Annotated in this window: 19 protein-coding genes and 1 tRNA gene; 4 read left to right on the forward strand and 16 right to left on the reverse strand. The window is 20.7% G+C overall.

What is annotated here, in order from left to right; translation table 11 throughout:
* A partial coding sequence (locus N3A58_08015; GenBank protein MCX8059344.1) for a glycosyltransferase occupies positions 1-1,206 on the forward strand: 1,206 nt, incomplete at its 5' end.
* A gap of 29 nt (positions 1,207-1,235) precedes the next feature.
* On the forward strand, positions 1,236-1,727 hold the full coding sequence (locus N3A58_08020) for a hypothetical protein (protein MCX8059345.1): 492 nt from the start codon (positions 1,236-1,238) through the stop codon (positions 1,725-1,727).
* On the opposite strand, the gene nadD is transcribed toward N3A58_08020, so the two are convergent.
* The 10 genes from nadD to N3A58_08070 form a co-directional block, all read right to left on the reverse strand.
* Positions 1,722-2,393, reverse strand: a complete 672-nt coding sequence (nadD, locus tag N3A58_08025) for a nicotinate (nicotinamide) nucleotide adenylyltransferase (protein MCX8059346.1) — start codon at positions 2,391-2,393, stop codon at positions 1,722-1,724. The genes N3A58_08020 and nadD overlap by 6 nt on opposite strands.
* Positions 2,394-2,436: 43 nt before the next feature.
* Positions 2,437-3,432 carry a GTPase ObgE gene (gene obgE, locus N3A58_08030; protein MCX8059347.1) on the reverse strand — a complete coding sequence of 332 codons (996 nt, stop codon included), beginning with the start codon at positions 3,430-3,432 and terminating at the stop codon, positions 2,437-2,439.
* A gap of 154 nt (positions 3,433-3,586) precedes the next feature.
* Positions 3,587-3,853 carry a 50S ribosomal protein L27 gene (gene rpmA / locus N3A58_08035; GenBank protein MCX8059348.1) on the reverse strand — a complete coding sequence of 89 codons (267 nt, stop codon included), beginning with the start codon at positions 3,851-3,853 and terminating at the stop codon, positions 3,587-3,589.
* A gap of 67 nt (positions 3,854-3,920) precedes the next feature.
* On the reverse strand, positions 3,921-4,286 hold the full coding sequence (locus N3A58_08040) for a ribosomal-processing cysteine protease Prp (GenBank protein MCX8059349.1): 366 nt from the start codon (positions 4,284-4,286) through the stop codon (positions 3,921-3,923).
* Positions 4,287-4,309: 23 nt separating this feature from the next.
* Positions 4,310-4,624 (reverse strand): 50S ribosomal protein L21, encoded by a 315-nt coding sequence (gene rplU / locus N3A58_08045; protein MCX8059350.1) that lies wholly within the window; start codon positions 4,622-4,624, stop codon positions 4,310-4,312.
* Positions 4,625-4,734: 110 nt separating this feature from the next.
* A tRNA-Met gene (locus tag N3A58_08050) sits at positions 4,735-4,808 on the reverse strand.
* 167 nt (positions 4,809-4,975) lie between these two features.
* Entirely contained in the window at positions 4,976-6,589 is a 1,614-nt protein-coding gene (locus N3A58_08055; protein ID MCX8059351.1) for a hypothetical protein, read from the reverse strand.
* Between the two features lie 111 nt (positions 6,590-6,700).
* Positions 6,701-7,876 carry a peptidoglycan DD-metalloendopeptidase family protein gene (locus N3A58_08060; GenBank protein ID MCX8059352.1) on the reverse strand — a complete coding sequence of 392 codons (1,176 nt, stop codon included), beginning with the start codon at positions 7,874-7,876 and terminating at the stop codon, positions 6,701-6,703.
* A 26-nt stretch (positions 7,877-7,902) separates the two neighbouring features.
* Entirely contained in the window at positions 7,903-10,551 is a 2,649-nt protein-coding gene (gene mutS, locus N3A58_08065; GenBank protein MCX8059353.1) for a DNA mismatch repair protein MutS, read from the reverse strand.
* A gap of 58 nt (positions 10,552-10,609) precedes the next feature.
* A complete protein-coding gene (locus N3A58_08070; GenBank protein MCX8059354.1) occupies positions 10,610-11,116 on the reverse strand; it encodes a ferritin family protein in 507 nt (168 codons plus the stop codon).
* 107 nt (positions 11,117-11,223) lie between these two features.
* On the opposite strand from N3A58_08070, the gene N3A58_08075 reads away from it, so the two are divergent.
* Complete coding sequence (locus N3A58_08075; GenBank protein MCX8059355.1) at positions 11,224-12,087, forward strand: RNA methyltransferase; 864 nt, start codon at positions 11,224-11,226, stop codon at positions 12,085-12,087.
* Positions 12,088-12,110: 23 nt separating this feature from the next.
* Positions 12,111-13,388, forward strand: coding sequence for a DUF2400 family protein (locus tag N3A58_08080; protein MCX8059356.1), 1,278 nt, complete (start codon positions 12,111-12,113; stop codon positions 13,386-13,388).
* A 66-nt stretch (positions 13,389-13,454) separates the two neighbouring features.
* Here N3A58_08080 and N3A58_08085 read toward each other — a convergent pair whose 3' ends face one another.
* The 6 genes from N3A58_08085 to N3A58_08110 form a co-directional block, all read right to left on the reverse strand.
* Positions 13,455-14,642 (reverse strand): LCP family protein, encoded by a 1,188-nt coding sequence (locus N3A58_08085; protein ID MCX8059357.1) that lies wholly within the window; start codon positions 14,640-14,642, stop codon positions 13,455-13,457.
* Between the two features lie 124 nt (positions 14,643-14,766).
* Positions 14,767-15,855, reverse strand: a complete 1,089-nt coding sequence (gene queA, locus N3A58_08090) for a tRNA preQ1(34) S-adenosylmethionine ribosyltransferase-isomerase QueA (GenBank protein MCX8059358.1) — start codon at positions 15,853-15,855, stop codon at positions 14,767-14,769.
* Between the two features lie 69 nt (positions 15,856-15,924).
* Entirely contained in the window at positions 15,925-16,551 is a 627-nt protein-coding gene (locus tag N3A58_08095; protein ID MCX8059359.1) for a chromate transporter, read from the reverse strand.
* A 108-nt stretch (positions 16,552-16,659) separates the two neighbouring features.
* Complete coding sequence (locus tag N3A58_08100) at positions 16,660-17,220, reverse strand: chromate transporter (GenBank protein MCX8059360.1); 561 nt, start codon at positions 17,218-17,220, stop codon at positions 16,660-16,662.
* Positions 17,201-18,862, reverse strand: a complete 1,662-nt coding sequence (locus N3A58_08105) for a Cache 3/Cache 2 fusion domain-containing protein (GenBank protein ID MCX8059361.1) — start codon at positions 18,860-18,862, stop codon at positions 17,201-17,203. Before N3A58_08105 ends, N3A58_08100 begins: the two co-directional genes overlap by 20 nt.
* 98 nt (positions 18,863-18,960) lie before the next feature.
* The gene (locus N3A58_08110; protein ID MCX8059362.1) at positions 18,961-19,818 is read right to left on the reverse strand and encodes a CPBP family glutamic-type intramembrane protease; all 858 of its coding nucleotides are present in this window, start codon (positions 19,816-19,818) and stop codon (positions 18,961-18,963) included.
* Positions 19,819-19,919 lie beyond the last annotated feature (101 nt).

Below are 19,919 nucleotides of genomic sequence, written 5' to 3' on the forward strand. Positions count from 1 at the left end.
GATATAAGAATTATGGATTATATATATAATTTTAAATTTTTTATATTTTTAATTTTCTATATTATATTTATATTTAGGATAATTAATTTTTACAAATTGAATAGATTAAAAAATAAAAGTAAATCTAATAATAATGAAAAAGATAATAATATTAAAATTTCTATTATAATACCTATAAGAAATGAAGAAAAAAATATTTTATATATATTAAATGACTTAACAAACCAAACTTATAATAATTTTGAGATCATTATAATAGATGACAATTCAGAAGATAGATCAGAGGTAGTAATAAAAGATTACATAATCAATTATAATATTAACTTTTCAAATTATTATTTAAATAATAATATAAAAATAAGCTACTATAAGCTTAACTATAATTTAGAAGTTTTTAAAAATTGGCAAGGTAAAAGTGCTGCTTGTTATTATGGAACCCTTTTTGCTTTGAATGATTTTCTACTTTTTATAGATGCTGATGTAAGATTGGAAAAAGATGCATTAGAGTATATTATTAAAAATTACAAAAAAGATTCAATTTTAACTATCCAACCATACCATTATACAAAAAAATTTTATGAACAATTTTCTATGTATTTCAATATAATTGCTTTTATAGGAATGGATCTTGGAAAAATAATAAATACTAATAAGACAAAAAATGGTTTATTTGGACCTTTTATATTTTTACCTAAAGAAATTTATTATAAAACTAATGGACATTTAAATGTTAAAGAATACATTATAGAAGATATTATGCTCGGTAAATTTTTTGTAAATTTAGGTTACGAAATAATTTCAATACCTCATTTAAAAAAAATTAAATACAGAATGTATCCAAATGGTTTTAAAGATCTAATTAATGGTTGGATAAAGAATATTTCTTTAGGAGCTTTAAAAACTTCAGTGTGGGTATTTTTAATAATAACATCCTTTATAGCTTTTTCAACTTCTATAACATTAAATTTATTAAGTTCAATATTTAGTTTAAACCTAAAAAATATACTAGTAAGTATTTTATTTTATTCTATATTTTCCTTTATTAATTTTTATTCTTTTAATTTTATTGGTAGCTTTAAATTTATAAGTTTAATTATTTTTCCAATACATTTATTTCTTTTTTTATTGATTTTTATTATTTCGTTTATAATGAAAATATTTAGGATACCTGTAAATTGGAAAAATAGAAAAATTCTTATAAAATAAATTTTATATATAAATTAAAAATATCTATCATGTTAAATTTTATTTTTATTTTTTTATTAAATTCATTATTTTGGATTTTTGCCCACTTAATTTCTGGTTATATTGTTCTTTTAATACCTGATAATTTTTACAATATAAATAATTTTTTATTTAAAATTAAAATTTGGGGCAAAGAGTATTTTTTCTACAAAAATATATTAAAAATTAATAATTGGAAAAACAAATTACCAGAAGGAGGAGAATTTTACAAAATAAAACCATTTAATAAAAAAAAATTAGAGGGTAAAAATATTAATTATTTATATAGATATTTATTAGAAACTTGTAGAGGTGAACTTGCTCATTTATTACCTTTTCTATTTTATCCTATTTCAATTATCTGGAATTCATTTCTTGGAGCTATAATAATGTTTTTATTTTGCTTATTTTTTAACTTACCATTTATTTTTATTTTAAGATACAATAGAATAAGAATTTATAAACTAATAAAAAAAATTAAAACATATAATATAAACTCATAGATATAAGTTTTTTTCTTCTATATATTTATATACTTCTTCTACCAAAAATTGTTTATATACTTTCCCTTCTTTAATATTATTTCTTATTTCTGATGAACTAATAGTTATTGGTCTACCAATTACTATATAATCATCTTCAACTAATATATTTTCAATACATAATTTAGAATTATTATTTATACTATTATCAAAATTTTTTGTTAATAAAAACAAATCTTTATTGTATCTATAATAAAGCACTATTTTGGAATTTTTTTTTATAAATTCAATATTCTTCCAATTCTTCAAATCGTCTTTCCAATCGTACCCAACTAAAATAAAAAAACTACTACAATCATTAATTTCTATATTTTTATAATTTTTTTGATCTTTTTTAAACTTAGTAAACTTTTCCATAAAATATTCTAAAGTCTTATATGTATAGTTAATTTCTCCTGAATTTATTTCAAAATCTGACACTTCAAAAAATGGAAAATCTTTAATCATTAAACTAACCATCTTTAACCTTTCTTCAGGTTTAGCATAGACCTGTTTATCTGTTTTATACTTTTTAGTTGGAATAAAATAAACAATATCTAAACTCAACAAATAATAAAAATCACATGCCATTATTAGATGCCCAATATGAGGAGGGTCAAATGATCCTGGAAATAAACCTATTCTCATATAAAATATATTTTATAAAAAATTAAATAATTTCCTAAGGGATTTAAATATTTGAATCCATGCACTTATCATATATTGCTTTTTTTAAATTTTCAAGATTTTCTTTTGTAAAAGAAGAAAAAGGATAAATTTCATAACCTAATTTTTTCATATATTCTTCAAATTTTAAAACATTTTCAAGATTGATATTTAAATCTATTTTTGAAACAGAAATAATCCTTTCTTTCTTAAGTAAATATTTATCAAAATTCTCTAATTCCTGTAAAAGAATTTTGTATTGCATTATTAAATCGTCTTTTTCACTATCTATTAAAAAAAGTAATACCTTTGTTCTTTCAATGTGTTTTAAAAATCTAATACCAAGTCCTTTCCCCAAAGAAGCCCCTTCTATTAAGCCAGGAATATCAGCTATAATAAAATATTTCTTGCCATCATATGAAAAAGTTCCTAGATTTGGATAAAGTGTGGTAAATGGATATGGAGCTATTTTAGGATTACTATTTGTAATAGTTTTTAATAGTGTAGATTTACCTGAATTTGGAAAACCAACTAAAGCGACATCAGCGATAAATTTTAACTCTATTTTAATTTTTTTACTCTTTCCTTCTAAACCCCTTGTGCATATTCTAGGAGATTGATTAACAGGAGTAGCAAAATGTTGATTCCCTTTTCCACCTTTTCCACCTTTTAATATAAGAATTTTTTCTTCTTTAACAAAGTCATAAATTATATTCCCGTTTTCATCTATTAACTGACTACCTATTGGAACTTTAATAATTAAATCTTTTCCTTTTTTACCAGAACAATTTTTAGGTTTCCCTTTTTCTCCATTACCTGCTTTATATATGTGAGAGGTAGTAAGATGGCTTAATGTATTAATTTCATTAGTAGCTTCAAAATATATATCTCCTCCATCCCCACCATCTCCACCATCTGGACCACCTTTAGGCACAAATTTTTCTCTTCTAAAAGAAACTATACCATCACCACCATTACCAGACTTTATATTAATTATTATTTCATCTTTAAAATAACTCATAAATTACCAACAATTATTTTTAAATTAAAAAAGCCACCTAACTGGCAAGTTAGATGGACTTTAATTAATTTTTATTTTGTTATTATTAATAATTTAATATTAAATAAAATATTTTATAAATTATTTTTATGTAATAGCTATATATTTAATTAAATTATTTGCTATCAGGATAAACTGAAACAATTTTTCTGCCTTTTTTCCACTTATGATTTTCAAATTTAATAATCCCATCTATTAAAGCAAATAAAGTATCATCTCTTCCTCTTCCAACATTTTCTCCTGGAAATAATTTAGTTCCTCTTTGTCTAACCAAAATAGAACCCGCTGTTACAAATTGCCCTCCAAATCTTTTTATACCTAATCTTTTGGCTTTAGAATCTCTACCATTCTTACTACTTCCCCCACCTTTTTTATGTGCCATATTATTCTCCTTTATTGTTTTTATGATTTACAAATTTTTGTAAAAATTAAAGTAAATTATTATTTTTTTATTCTATGAAATTATCCTTATAAATTTCTAACTTTATATAATCTTTAAAATTATTTTCAATTAGAATTAAAGAATTAATTAAAAAATCATTTAAATATTTTAGTTTCTCATCCTTATATAACAAATTATTATAATTTAATTTATTCAAATCTAATTCAATTAATGCTTCTTTAGGATTTCTTAATTCAATATTTGTACCATATGTTTTATATATAAAAAAGGAATAACTCTGCACTAAAAATGATATAGATGAGCAAATTATATCATTCCCCTTAGTACCAAAACCACTATGGCCTTTTACTATAATTTTGCTCAAATATTCTATATTATCAATAATTTTTTTATATATCTTAATATCTATCAATTTTTAATCTAAAAGATTTAATATTATTCTATTTTCTCTATTCTAATAACAGAATATTGTTGCCTATGTCCTTTTTTATTTCTATAACCTTTTCTTCTTTTATATTTAAAAGCAATTACTTTATCACCTTTAATCATAGGTACAACAATTTTTGCTTTAACATTAACACCATCTAAATAAGGATTGCCTACTTTTATATTACCGTTATCATCCCTAATCAACAATACTGTATTAAAATTTATTTCATTATCCTTATCCATATTCAAATAATCAACCCTATATTCTTTACCAGTTTCAATCTTATACTGTTTTCCTTTTATTTCACATATTGCATACATATCTATCTACTCCTTAATCAAATGTAATAAATATTAAATATTAATCTAAAATAAAATATCAAAAATAATTATTTTGTCAATAAAAAACCTCCTCTAAATGAGGAGGTAATTTGCGAGGGTAGGATTTGAACCTACGACCTTCGGGTTATGAGCCCGACAAGCTACCAGACTGCTCTACCTCGCGTCGTTGAATTAAATTTATATAGTTAATTTAATTTGTCAAGAAAAATTTACTTTTGTTTTAATTTAATCAAAAAAAGATATAAAGAAAACCACATTTTATATATTTTAAAGACAACATAATATTTAGTTTTTATAATTAAATTAATCACCCAAAAAATAAAAAAATTTCTAAAACAATCTTAAAATATTTAAATACTTTTCAAGTTCTTTTCTAAAAATTAAGACAAAGTCATCAGTTTGATTAAACATTAAGCTTTTATCAATTAATTCTATACTATGAATAAAATTATTACAAAAATCACTTATAAACTCATTTAATAAGCTAATATTACTCACAGCATATTTATATTTTTCTGAATCATGAGAAATACTTTTATCTTTAAATTCTCTTGTAATAAATATTTTTAAATTTCTTGTTTTTTCTTCAATAGATTCAATAATAAATTGAGTTTTATCTATTATTTTCAAGGAATCATTAATAGAATCAATATGAACTTTTTCAAAGAGATAAAATTTCTCTCTTAATATTTTATCTATTCTTATCGAAAAAAAAGTTTGCCATACATAAAAATAAAAAGATGTTATAAAACCAATTTTTTCAATATAATTTATTAATGGTAAATTATATTCTTCCAAAAATTTATTAATATTTTCATCAAGATTAACAAAATTATATTGTTTTAAGTTTAGCTCTTTAATTTTATTATATATATTTTCCCTTTCTTTTATTTTAAGATTTTGTTCAACTTCTTTCACTTTCTTCTCTAAATAATTATCTATATATTTTGTAACTTCCTTAAAAAAATCTATCTTATACCTAACAAATTCATATTCATATACTGGATTGTTATATATTATTTTTAATAAGTTTAATCCTTTATTTTCATATATATAAAATAAAATAGAATTAATAAAAAGCTCAATATCTCTTTCTTCTATATCAAAATCGAATTGAATATTTTTATAATATTCAACCATCTGCTTAATTAGTTGAATAATATTTTCATTTTCAAATGGAAAGTTTAAAACCTTTTTAATAAAAAATGCTATTTGATCTTTTATCTGATTTAGAGGAACTTTTTCATCAAATTTTTTTGAAAATTCTACTAAAAAATTAATTTCTAAATTAAAAAAATTTATTAAATTAAAAAAAAGATTCAATTTATTATTAAAATTATTTTCAATTTTTCCTCTCAATGAATTTAAGATATCTTTTTTTATTTCAAACAATTTTTTCTTATAGTTAGAATCTTCATAAATCATCTTTTCAATGTTTTTATCAGAAAAATTTTCTAATTTTTTCTTGACAGTTTCATCATACAGTGACTCAAGAAAATATAGTAAAATTTTTTCCTTTATTATTTTTTCTTTAAAACCTAAATAAAAATATTTAAGAAATTCATCATATTTCTTTATAAAATCGCTAATATTATAAATACCACTAAAAAATATTTTATTTAAAGTATCATCAGATAAATTATAGATAATTGTATTTTTCGAATTTAAAAGTTTTACAATTTTTTTTATTTCTTTTTTTAAAATATATTTTTCAATATCATAGTATCCAAATAGGGAATTTATAAAAATAATTATTGAATCTAATAAAGTTAATTTATAAGACTTAATTAAATAATTTTTACTTTTTTCATTATCTTCCTCAACCTGATCTAATACAGAATCATCAGATATATATAATACTCTTGAAAATTTCTCATATAAAATTTTTCTTTCATTTTCAGATAAATTTTTTAGTATTTTTTCAAGATATGTTCCATCACCCATTTTAAAATTCTCTTTAATTAATCTTATAAATAATTTTAATATTTTTTTTTAAAACTTTTTTAATATTATAATATTAATTAATATTTTTAATCTTCTCAGTTTAAACTTACTTTATTTTCTTTTAAAAGGTAATCCTCTTATATAAAATCTTGGATTAAGTAATTTATTAAATCTTCTTATTTCAAAATGAAGATGAGAACCTGTCGATCTTCCTGACGAACCCATATAACCAATAAGTTGTCCTTTTGAAACTGTTTGACCTACTTTAACACTTATTTTACTTAAATGTCCATAAATAGTCTCGTAACCAAGTGGATGTTTTATTACTATCTTTAAACCATAACCTCCATCCCAGCCCGTATAGATAACTGTCCCAGCATAAGCTGAATAAATCGGAGTTCCATATAAATTTGCTATATCCATTCCTGAGTGAAATCTTCTTATTCCTATAAAAGGATCTATTCTAAACCCAAAACCAGATGTAATATATCCATAAACTGGTAATCCGAAATCAACACCATAAGCTTTCAATTTCTCAGTAATTGGAAGCTCAACATTTGGGAAAAAAACTTTACCTAAAGCAACCAGCTCTTCTTTTGTTGCAACCCTATTTGCTATATAGATGGATAAGATATCTACATCATATTCATCTATTTTTTTATTTAAATCATCAATATTTTCAACCTTTATTAAGATACCTGTTTGAGTTGGAATAACAATTTCTTCTGAAACTTTTAAAGAATGTGCATCTTTTAATTTATCTCTATTTGCAGAATATATAGAATCAACTGAAATTCCAAATCTTTTTGCTATATCCCACAATGTATCACCTTTGCCTGTCTTATAAACAACAAAATTAACAGGCTCAAGAATTATATTTGATTCCCCTCCAATTGAATTAATAATTTCAAAAATTTCTCTGGAATAAATATTTTTAGAGTATATAATTTTGTTTAATAATATAAATGGATCAATTTTTTCATCATTAATTAAATCTGATTCATTTTCATTTATATTAGCTTCTATATTTGTTAAAAAGTTCGTACTTTTATATTTATCAAAATAAATTTTTGTTATATCTTTATTTTTATAAATAATAAGATTAATTGATTCATAAAAAAAAGAAAAATTAAATATTATAAAAAAAATTAAGACAATAAAAAGAAAAGCTGCTAAGCTAAAAGACTCAATATCAAAATTATTCGTTAAATAATATTTAACTTTTTTTAAGAATTTTTTTCTTTTATAATAAAAATTATTTTTATCTATATATCCATCATAAAACATAATTTACCCTGAGAAAATAAATTAATTTATTTTTTACTTTTAATTCTTGCAATTCTAGCTTTTAATTCTTCAAGGAATTTTAAACTTTCCAACGGTGATTTATTATATATATCGAAATTTAAAATTGAATTTAAAATACTTTCTTTTTCATTTTCAAAAAAATCAAACAAATAATTTTCCTTTTTCTCTTTTTTAATTTCAAAATCAAACCTTATATCATTGTTTTTAATAATTGAAAGTAATTCATTTGCTCTCTCAATTATATCAAAGGGAATTCCTGCTATTTTAGCAACATAAATTCCATAACTTTTATCTGCATATCCTTTTTCAATTTTCTTTAAAAAAATAATCTTATCCTCCCACTCTTTAACAAGAGTATGGTAACATTCAACCTGAGGATTTTCATCAAGATGTACAAGTTCAAAATAATGAGTTGCAAATAAAGTTTTTGCTTTTATTTTATTAATTATATATTCTGATATAGCAAAAGCTAGACTCATCCCATCAAAAGTTGAAGTTCCTCTCCCAACTTCATCAAGAATTATAAAGGATTTACTTGTTGCATTTTTAATAATATAAGCAGTTTCAGACATTTCTGCTAAAAAAGTAGATTGTCCTCTTGCTATATTATCAGAAGCACCTACTCTTGAAAAAATATTATCAAAAACATGCAATTTAACCTTTTTTGCTGGAACATAAGATCCTATATGAGAAAGGTATATTATAATTGCATTCTGTCTTAAAAAAGTACTCTTACCAGACATATTTGGCCCAGTTATTATATGAAAAAATTTATCTTTATCCATTTTTAGGTCATTAGGAATAAATTGGTCTTTCGATTCTTCTTCTATAAATTTTTTAACAATTGGATGAAAACCCTCCTCAATAATAAGCTCATTTTCATTTATAAACTCTGGTTTTACAAAATTATACTTCTTTGCTACAATTGCTAAAGAAATAAAAACATCAAGTTCGGCAACTTTATTAAATATGTCATATAAAAATATTTTAATATTCTTTATCTTTTCACATAAATCATCAAAAAGTTTTTTTTCAAGTTCTATTCTCTTTTCAGAAAAGTTTAAGATTTTTGACTCAGTTTCAATTAAAAATTCTGTTGTAAATCTTTCTGCATTAGTCAATGTTTGCTTTCTAATAAAATAATTTGGAACTTTTTCAATGTTTCCTTTTGAAACTTCTATAAAATAACCAAAAACTTTATTGTATTTTATTTTTAAATTTTGAATATTTGTTTCTACCTTAAGTTTTTCAAGATAGTCAAAAAGAATCTTTTCAGAATCATTATAAAACTTTATTAATTCATCTAACTCGTAATTATAACCAATTTTAAAAATACTACCTTCTTCAATATTAAAAGATGGATCATCGATTAAAGCTTTATCAATTAATTCTAAACATTCAAGTATTTTGGGTGAGATACATAAAAAATTTTTAAATAAACTCAGTTTATCTAACCAAATATTTGATATTTCGTATATTTTATAAATACTGTTTTTGAAATTAACAATATCTACTGGACTACATCTTTTAAGATAAATTTTAACAAATAATCTTTCAATATCTTTTATTGTTTTAAACTCATTTTTTATTTTTTGAGTTATTTCATAATTCTGAAGAAGTTCCTCTATAAAATTCAATCTTCTATTAATTAAATTTACATTTTTTAGTGGAAAAAGCATAAACTCTTTTAACTTTCTTCTACCCATTGGAGTAGAAGTAAAATCAATAAAATTTATCAATGTTGTATCTTTTTCTCCTGAAAACAAAGGAGAAAAAATTTCTAAATTTCTTCTAGTTCCTTCATCAACTTTTAAATAATTATTTTCTTCAATAAATATTACTTTATTTATAAAAGATAAATCTGAAATATGGTTATTCCTAAAATAATTTAGCATTAATATTAATAAATAGATTAAATTTTTATTCTTTTCTATACTTTTCCAAGATTCAAAATTATTAGTTTCTAGAACTTCTTTTATAAAATCATTAAACTCAAAAAAAAATTCTTCCTTTTCAAAATTGTTTAAATTTAATTCTTCAAAACTTATATTTGAGAAAAAAACTTTATTTTTAAAATTTGATTTTAAATTATTAATAATATTGTCTTCCTTATTAAAAGTTAGATAAAATATAATTTCTTTAGGTTTATTTTTATATAGATAATCTATTAATTCATCATCATCTCTAAATATTGATAAAAATATTTCACCAGTGGAAATATCTGCAAGGGCTATATAATAAATTAGAAATTGTTCATTAGTTACTAAACAATTACATATAAAATTATTCTCTTTTGTTAAAAATTCATCATTTATTATCATTCCAGGAGTATAAATTTCAACAACCCCTCTCTTTACAATACCTTTTGCCTTTTTTGGATCTTCAAGTTGCTCACAAATAGCAACTTTTTTGCCATTATCGATAAGTTTTTTCAAATATGGTTTATAAGAATGATACGGTACTCCACACATTTTTATACCAGCTCTTTGGGTTAAAACTATATTTAATATCAAAGAGGCTTCTTCTGCATCTTTATCAAACATTTCATAAAAATCACCAGCTCTAAAAAAAATAATATAGTCTTTATACCTTTCTTTTATAGAATAAAATTGTTTCATCATTGGAGTTAAATTTTTTACATCTAAAAAATCCATAGTTAAATACTACTTGTTAATTAAATTATTTTTTGCTTAAATTACTAATTAATTTTGATTAAAAAGGATAAAATTTATTTTCAAAATAATAGTTTTCTTCTAGTTCTTTCAATTCTTTATTCAATAAATCATAATGACCAATTTCCCATTTTGAAAGAGTTTTAAAAAGATTTTTTAAATCTTCATTTTCAACTTCAAAAGATAATTTTTCATAAAGTTCAAATGAATCTTTCTCAAGTTTTATAGCAATAGAAATTGCACTTATTTCAAAATGTTTATTTTTAATATTTTTTTTAAATTCCTCAGAAAATATTGGGGCACTTAATCTATTTTTAGTAAGCAATTTTTCAAAATCAACTAAATTAAACTTTTCTTTATTTCTTGACCATTCAAAAGCAACCTGTTTCAATGTTTCAAAATGTTTATTTTCCTCATCTGATAAAAAATTAAAAAATTCCTTTGCCTTTGAATCCTCTGTTTTTTCAGAAATAGTTTTATAAAGTTCTCTTCCCTCAATTTCACCTTTTATAGCAATTTTTAATGCATCACTAAAATTAATTTTCATTTTTAACTCCTTCCTTATGTATTATATTATTGAAAATTTAAATAAAAAGAATAAATTTTCTCTATAAAGATAATTTACTTTTATTAATTTTCAATATATTTAAGAAAATGGATTTTAAACTACTAAATTTAAAAGAAATTAAAGAAAAACTAAAAAATAATAAAATTATATTATGTGAAGGTATTAACTCTTGTATTGAAGCAATAAAAAATAATCTTGTGCCTCAATTATTTCTAACTGTAGATAAATATGAAAATATCAATAAATTTGATTTACTTAGAAAAGAATTATACAAAATCCAAAAAATAGAAATTGAAAAAATTTTAATAGTTGATAAAGATTTAAAAATTATAAATAAAATCTCTTCTACAAAAACTCCATATCCAATATTAGGGATATTTAATTTTCCAGATTTAATAAATATAATAGATGATTCTAATTTTTTAAATCAAAATAATGAAAAACAAAACAAAAACATAAAATTTGCATTTGAAAATATTCAAGATCCTGGAAATCTCGGAACAATAATAAGAACTTTAGTATCTTTTAATTTTTTTGACATAATTCTAATAGGAAAAGATACAACTTCAATATTTTCTCCAAAGGTTATTAGATCTTCATCAGGGAATATTTTTTATCTTAAAAATATTTTTTTATTTAAAAATGATGATAACTTCTTAATTTTTTTAAAAAAATTTAATTACGAACTTATATCTTTAAGTATTGAAGGAGAAAGTATTTTATCCATAAATAATAAAATAAACTTTTTTGATCAAATTAATTCAAATGAAAATTTAAATAAAATAGTTTTTATTTTTGGTAATGAGGGGAAAGGGATATCTGAAAAAATATTAAAACATTCATATAAAAAACTAAAAATACCATTAAATAATAAAATAGATTCTTTAAATGTTTCTATTTCCTTTTCCATAATAGCATGGGAAATCTTTAAAATATTAAATAATTATTAAAACGAATTGTTACATATTATCAATTGGCAAAAATAGAGGATAAGAAAATAAAAAAAAATGAATTTTTTAATTTAATTCAAAGCATAGAATTTAATAACTTTTTACAAATTATATATTTTATTTTAGAGGAAAATTATAAAACAATTTCAGACAACTCTTTTATAAAATTTGATCCTTTATTTTTCCCTAAAACTTTATTTGATGAAAAAAAACATAAAGATAATATTATAGAATTCTATGCCTTATTATCTTCAACATTTGCTTTTGGCAACAGAAAAAGTATAATGAATTTTCTATCAAATTTATTTAATAAAATCTCTAAAGTACTAGATTTAAATGAAATAATAAATAATAAAGATAATGAAAATAAAATAAATTTTAATGTTTTAAATAAAAAAATCTTAAAAAAAATCATTAATTTAAAATATAGATGGTTAGATAGTTATATTATCTCATCATTTATAACAAGTCTATTATTATTTTATAAAGAAAATACTAGTATTTTTAATGTTCTCATTACAAAAAAAATCGAAACTAATAAAGAATTTTGGCTATCTATTGAAAATATTTTGCAAACTATAAAAAATAATACAAAATATTTTTTTATTTTGCTAAAAGAAAAAAATAAAAAACAAAATAAATATTTAAAAATTAATAGTGATTATTTAATTAAAAATTATGATTTAAAATATAAAAAAGATTTTATAAAAATTAATTCTTTAATTCCTTCATTTTCTTCATCATCTCTAAAAAGATTTATGCTTTTCTTAAAATGGTGTAATTTTAAAGATAACCATAACCTAGGAATTTGGGATAAAGATTTTAGAGATTATATTTTATATCCTTTAGATACTCACATTCTAAAAAAAACAACTATCCTTTTTTTATTAATTATTTATAATTTTATATATAATAATTTGGTAGAAAAATTTTATGAACATTTTATAGATTTAAATAAAATAAATTTAATATCTAGATTGAATAAGATTAATACAAAAAGAGAAATTTATCTTAACAATTTGAAAAAATTGTTTGAAAACTTTATCGATTCAAATATCCCCTCACTAATTATAAAAAAATACTTTGAAATAGAAAAATTAATAATTACTGATAATAATAATTTTCTTTACAATAATTTTGTTTCTTTTTTTATAGAAAACTTCGATATTATTGAAGAAAAATTAAATAAAAAATTTTTATTTAAAAATTGTTTTAAAGACGCAATTCTAATAAAAGAGTTCTATAAAATATTTTCATCAGAAAACCCATTAAAATATGATTTTTCTTTAACATTTTTATAAAATATATTTTAATTTATAAATTAAAAACAAAATTAAAAATAAATAAAAATTTTTTTTCTTCTAAAATTAGTCTACATTATCTATATTAAAATCTTCGCCTAAAATAATTGTTACATCTACACCAAGATCAAAATTTTTATTGGTATTTATAGAACCTGTTCTTAAAATAGTTTGAATACTTTTTGCATAAAAAAGATTACCTGTTCTATCAATAATAACAGTCTCTTTTAAATTTTTGCTATAATTACCAAAATATATAACATCTATGTTATAATAAACAAGTTTATTTCTTAGTAATTTAGCTAATCCTAATTTGTTTGAAGCATTTAAAATTTCAACCCTTATTTTTCCATAATATTTCTTTTCATTGCTAGCAAGAAATTCTCTTAAGTTTTTTAATCTTTCTCTATCATAAGTTCCTTTTTGTAAAATTTCAAGGTAATCAGTTCCACCAATCCTTACTGGTTTAGTTAAAACTGTATCATAATAAAAATTTGAAATTTCAATTTTCTCAAGTTCATTAAGTAATATTTTTACATCTGACAAAGTAAAATTTGTTTTTGTTTTTTTAAAAAGAATATCTACTACTTTAGGAACATTTTTAAAATCAAGAATCTCTTTTTTTCTTTGTAATAATACATTAAGAAAATTAATTTGTCTGTTGAGTCTTCCAATATCTCCTTCTTCATCACTTCTAAATCTCAAATATTCAAGAACTTTTTCCCCATCAAGGATTTGCAATCCTTTTTTTAAATTTATATATAAACCACCGGCTTTATCTATATAACTCATATCTTTATCTATATAAATTTTGATTCCTCCAAGTATATCTACTAAACTTGAAACAAAATCATAATTGATTATAACATAGTAAGGAATAGAAATTTCAAGTAAAGATTCAATAGTTTCTTTGAGAACTGATATATTATATTTTGAATAAACAGAATTTATCTTATCATATACAGTTTTTGAAGGATCACTTACTTTAACTCTTAAATCTCTAGGTAAAGAATATATAAGTACTTTTTTGGTAATTAAGTTAAAAAAAACGACAAAAATTGTATCAGTTCTACCTTTGCTAATCTCTTTAGAATCAACTCCCACAACAAGACAAATTAATTCATTTTTATCAGTTGATAACTTCTCTATTGTAGAAATTTTATAATAATTTTTTGTAACTAAAAAAGCAATGTATATTAAAACTAAAATTAAAATTAATGAAACTATTAAAACAATAAAATTTCTTCTTCTCATAAAACCTCTACATTTTATATTTAATTACTAAAGGTTATAATTTAATAACTTACTAATTTATTTTAAAATGTAATTAATACTTCTTAAAATAAAAATAATCAAAGTATTTTATTTATAAATATCATTATAAAATAAACATTGCATCTCCATATGAAAAAAACTTATATTTGTTTTCTTTAGCATATTCATAATATTTAAAAATATTATCATAACCTGCAAAAGCACAAACTAATATTAATAATGTAGACTTAGGTGTATGAAAGTTTGTAATTAAACTATCTACAACTTTAAATTCAAAATTAGGCTTTATAAAAATATCTGTTCTATGATAACCTTCTTTTAATTGATTATAGGAAAAATAATTTCCTTCTAAAGCTCTTAAAGTAGTTGTACCACAAGCTATTACTTTGTTACCCATTTTTTTCGTTCTATTTATTTTATCTACAAGTTCTTTACTTAAAAAATATTCTTCCTCATGCATCTTATGATCATTAATATTCTCCGTTCTTATTGGATTAAAAGTTCCAGCACCTATATTCAAAGTTAAATAATCTATTAATACACCTTTATTCTTTAATTTCTCTAAAAGTTCATAAGTAAAATGTAGACCAGCAGTAGGTGCAGCAAAAGAACCTGGCTCCTTTGAATAAACAGTTTGGTAATATTCTTCATCTATTTGAATAGGTTTTCTTTTCAAATATGGAGGAATTGGAATATTTCCATATTTTTCAAGTAAATCATAGTTTACTGGTTTATTAAATTCTATTTCTACTTTATCATCAATAAATTTATTCACTTTAAAATAAAGTAAAGAATCATTTAAAATAAAATTATTTTCTATTTTATAATGTTTTTCAAATTCCTTATTAACTATGAGTATGTCTCCAAATTTTAATTTTTTCCTATTTTTTATAAAAGCTAAATACTTTCTTTCGGAAATAGCTTCAACAAGGTTTACATTAAAAAAAAGGTTTTTGTTATATAAAATAGCATTTAATTGAGATTTAATAACTTTGGTATTATTTAAAATTAATAGATCATTTTCGTTTATAAAATTTTCTATATCAAAAAAATATGTATCCTTTATTATATCTCCTTTTTTATTAACTATTAATAACTTAGCTCTATCTCTTTCTTTTCTAGGATAAATTGCAATATATGACTCTGGGAGATCAAAATCATATGAACTTAATAAAAATAAATTTTTTTCCATATCAAAAGAAATATAAATAACATTCTAAATTAATCAATAATTTAGATTCTTATTCATTAAATATTATAATTAAAATTGATAAGATAAATATGAAATAATAATAAAAAATAAACCTGAAAGAAACATTAAATAATATATTTTAATCTTAATTTTTTTAAAATTTAATATTAATAAATTAGTTATAAAAATAAATATTGTAAAAAAATATTTCATAATAAAATTTTCATTAATAAAACTATCTTTATAATATTTATTATTTTCAAAAATAAATGAAAAAATTAAATCTCTTATTTTTTTTAGCTCAAAAATATTATTGAAAAGATTTAAAGCAGTAATAATAATTAATACAACAACAGTTTTCAAAATGATATTCAAAAAAATACTATCATTTAAGTTAACTTTTTTAAGAACAATAATTAAAAGTATTACCAATATTATAGAAGGAGTTATAACTCCTATAGTTGATATTAATGAGCCTAAAAATCCACTTAATTTATAACCAATAAAAGTTGCTGAATTAATAGCTATCGGCCCTGGTGTTATTTGTGCAATAGAAATAAGATTAAAAAAATCTTCTTTAGAAATCCAATTATATAAATCTACAAAATCATGATATAAAAGACTTATAATAGTATATCCACCTCCATATGCAATTAACCCAATCTTAAAAAATATAAAGTATAATTTTATTAACATAATTTATAAATTCTAAATAAAAATTTTTTATATTTTTTAATAAAAAAAATATAAGAAATATAATTAAAAAATTAAATAAAGAATCAATTTTTAATGAAGAATATTAATTTATTTTAAATATTCTTTAAATACTTTTGATTTTAAAAAAAATATAATTACACCTAAAATCAATAAAATTATTGGATTAATTTTCAAATAATAATATATAAAAACTAAGAAAAAGGTACAAGCTAAGGAAAAAGGATCCCAATTTTTTTCTTTTAACAATTTATAACTTAAATTTATCATAACAGCAGTAAGACAAACCTTAACACCATAGAGAAACTCATTAATTATTTTATATTTAATGAAGTTTTCATAATAGATAGATATAATTAATATTATTAAAAAAGGTGGTAAAATAACTCCTATTCCAGAAAAGAAAGCCCCCCAAAAACCAGCTATTTCATAACCCAATATTAAAGATATATTAAAAGCTATCACTCCAGGAATAGCTTGTGATTTAGCAACTATATAATAAAACTTACTCCTTTCAATAAATTTAAAATTATTAACAATTTCATCTTCAATAACAGGTATCATAGCATAACCACCACCTATTGTTAAAGAAGAAATTTTAAAAAACATAAAAAAAAGTTTAATAATGTTTTTACTTTTCATGAAAAACATATACACCATCCCAATCACTAGGTGGTGGATTATCCTTATAATATTTGCATCTATCTATGTAAATCAAAGATGGGCCATCTTCATTAATTTCATATGCTTGAGCAAAATAATTTATTGCTTTATCCCAATCTCTTGATTTATAATAACTTAAGCCTTTTTTATAAAGCTCAATAACTTTTTCAAGAGTACTATCTATTTTTTCAAAAGGTTGATAGATAGCAAAAGGAATATTTTTTCCTTTTGGTCTTATCAAATCAAGTTCCCTTGTAGGAAAATGTTTTTCTATATAAACTTTAGTATACTCTGAAATTAGAATTGGGACTTTATAAGCTTTAGTTAAGCCTTCAAGTCTAGATGCGGTATTTACAGGATCTCCTATAACCGTATAATCTACTTTTTGCTCTGAACCAATATTTCCAGCAATTACCTCTCCTGTTGAAATTCCAACTCCTATTTTAAATTTTACCTTACCAAGTTCTTCTTGTTGTTTATTAAACTCTTTTAATACCTCAATCATTTGAAATCCAGCTTTAACACAATTTAAAGCATCATTTTCATGAACTATTGGAGCACCAAAAACTGCCATTATAGCATCACCTATAAATTTATCTATTATTCCATTATTAGCTATGATTTTATCTACCATAAAATTAAAATACCGATTAAGTGACTTTACCAGTTCATCAGCTTTCATTGATTCTGATATTGTAGTAAAATCTCTTATATCTGAAAATAAGATAGTACAAATTTGTTTATTTCCAATTAAAATTGAAGCATTAGTAGATTTAATTTTTAACATTTGATCTACTACTTCTTTTGGTACATATTTCTGAAAAACAGTTCTTACTCTCTTTTCGTTTTCTTTTGCTATAATAGCTTTATAAGCATAATTTTTAACAGCATTATAAGCTTGATTTAATGATTCTATCATTATATTAAATGAGGCAGATAAATTTCCAATTTCATCATTATAATAAACTTTTACTTTTTTATTCAAATCATTGGTTTCTATAATATCGTTTATTGTCCCATTTAGAGCTTTAATAGGAAAAGTAATTTTGCTAATAACAAAAGATAATACTAAAAAAATAAAGATAATAGTTATGATTCCAACAACTAAAATTTGTATTCTAATTTTTTCTGTTTCTGAATAAAAAGTTTTAGCTTCTTCTGATATAACAATATACCATTTCCATGGAGAAAAGGAAATATACATACCTACTCTTTGTACATTATCAGATTTATATTCTATCCATCCAAATTCATTTTTAATTATTTTATTAAAAAGTTCAGAATTTTTTATATTTGCTCCTTTATTTCTTGGAGAAATTACTACAAAACCCTCAAAACTAATAACCTCAATATATCCAGTTTTAGATAATTTAATAGTTCTAGAATACTCCTCTATACCATCATAAGTTTTTTTTAACATTTCCTGATCATTCAATAGATTTGTTTCTTCTAAAATATCATATTGATAAGAAATATTCTTATACATATCTTCAAGTTTAAAAGAAAGAAACTCTTTAGCTACCTTAGTTATACCATCATTTGCGGTTTTTGTAGATAAAACTGCTATAAAAAGTAAAGGAAAAACTATCAATGGAATAGTAACTGATAAGATTTTCTTTTGTATATTCATATACATTCTCTTGAAATTATAATTATATATATATAATTCTATATTTTTTTCTAATTTCAAGCAAAAATAAAAAATAATTAATATATAATTTTTTTAATTTATTCTAAACTATTTTTAATCTCCCTTTTTAATATAATTCTGATAATACTTCTAGCTATAAAAAACATTATTATTAAAATAAAAATTAAATAAAATTTAATATCAAAAAAATTATTTTCAAAATTATAATTTAGTAATTGATCATTATAATTGTTATTAAAGATAATAATAATAAATTGAAAAAAATTGATTAAAAAATGGAATATTGTAGTGTACCATAAGTTTTGAGTTTCTACAAAAACATAACAAAAAGATAATGAAATTATTATTAAGTAAGGTATTCTAACAAAATCAAAATGTAAAAAAGTAAAAAAGAAAGAGGAAGATAAAAAATAAAAAAAATAAAAATTTTTTTGGTTAAAATTTTTTGAAAATAAGGAAAATAAACCTCGGAAATAAAATTCTTCTGAAATCGGAGCAAGTATCACAATGAATAAAAAAGAATATATTTTAGAATAATTAATAAAATCAAAAATATTTTTTTGATAACTTTCTGAACTCATTAAACCATTTAAAAACATTATACTAATAATCATTTGTAGAAAAATAGCAAAAACTAAAGATAAAAATAAGAATTTTATTGAACTTATTAAAGTCTTTAATTTGATAAAAGAATAAAAAGGGATTTTCTTCTCTTTAAAAATCAAAAAAACAAAAGGAACTAAAAAAATTAATACAAACTGCAATAATAATAATTTAATAATAGAATTTTCTTTATTTTTTAAATTAAAAATAAAACTCCATAATTTTTCAAAGTTAAAATTAAAAATTATAAGGAAAAAAAATATTATAATAGTTAAAAAAATTAATGGTGTTAGAATTAGAAAAATATTAAAAAATAAATTTTTTTTATTCATATTTTTTATAAATAATTTAACTATTTTATAATTTTATTATATAATATATATATTGTATAATACCTTATTAATAATTAAAAAATATTAATTAAAAATCTTCA

It is taken from the genome of Spirochaetota bacterium (genome assembly GCA_026415295.1).
GTDB lineage: Bacteria > Spirochaetota > JAAYUW01 > JAAYUW01 > JAOAHJ01 > JAOAHJ01.

Bases quoted from the DNA above. Each gene is read 5' to 3' on its own strand.
- N3A58_08020 (MCX8059345.1), top strand. From the start codon at position 1,236: ATGTTAAATTTTATTTTTATTTTTTTATTAAATTCATTATTTTGGATT.
- nadD (MCX8059346.1), bottom strand. From the start codon at position 2,393: ATGAGAATAGGTTTATTTCCAGGATCATTTGACCCTCCTCATATTGGG.
- obgE (MCX8059347.1), bottom strand. From the start codon at position 3,432: ATGAGTTATTTTAAAGATGAAATAATAATTAATATAAAGTCTGGTAAT.
- rpmA (MCX8059348.1), bottom strand. From the start codon at position 3,853: ATGGCACATAAAAAAGGTGGGGGAAGTAGTAAGAATGGTAGAGATTCT.
- rplU (MCX8059350.1), bottom strand. From the start codon at position 4,624: ATGTATGCAATATGTGAAATAAAAGGAAAACAGTATAAGATTGAAACT.
- N3A58_08055 (MCX8059351.1), bottom strand. From the start codon at position 6,589: ATGGGTGATGGAACATATCTTGAAAAAATACTAAAAAATTTATCTGAA.
- N3A58_08060 (MCX8059352.1), bottom strand. From the start codon at position 7,876: ATGTTTTATGATGGATATATAGATAAAAATAATTTTTATTATAAAAGA.
- mutS (MCX8059353.1), bottom strand. From the start codon at position 10,551: ATGGATTTTTTAGATGTAAAAAATTTAACTCCAATGATGAAACAATTT.
- N3A58_08070 (MCX8059354.1), bottom strand. From the start codon at position 11,116: ATGAAAATTAATTTTAGTGATGCATTAAAAATTGCTATAAAAGGTGAA.
- N3A58_08075 (MCX8059355.1), top strand. From the start codon at position 11,224: ATGGATTTTAAACTACTAAATTTAAAAGAAATTAAAGAAAAACTAAAA.
- N3A58_08085 (MCX8059357.1), bottom strand. From the start codon at position 14,642: ATGAGAAGAAGAAATTTTATTGTTTTAATAGTTTCATTAATTTTAATT.
- queA (MCX8059358.1), bottom strand. From the start codon at position 15,855: ATGGAAAAAAATTTATTTTTATTAAGTTCATATGATTTTGATCTCCCA.
- N3A58_08095 (MCX8059359.1), bottom strand. From the start codon at position 16,551: ATGTTAATAAAATTATACTTTATATTTTTTAAGATTGGGTTAATTGCA.
- N3A58_08100 (MCX8059360.1), bottom strand. From the start codon at position 17,220: ATGTTTTTCATGAAAAGTAAAAACATTATTAAACTTTTTTTTATGTTT.
- N3A58_08105 (MCX8059361.1), bottom strand. From the start codon at position 18,862: ATGAATATACAAAAGAAAATCTTATCAGTTACTATTCCATTGATAGTT.
- N3A58_08110 (MCX8059362.1), bottom strand. From the start codon at position 19,818: ATGAATAAAAAAAATTTATTTTTTAATATTTTTCTAATTCTAACACCA.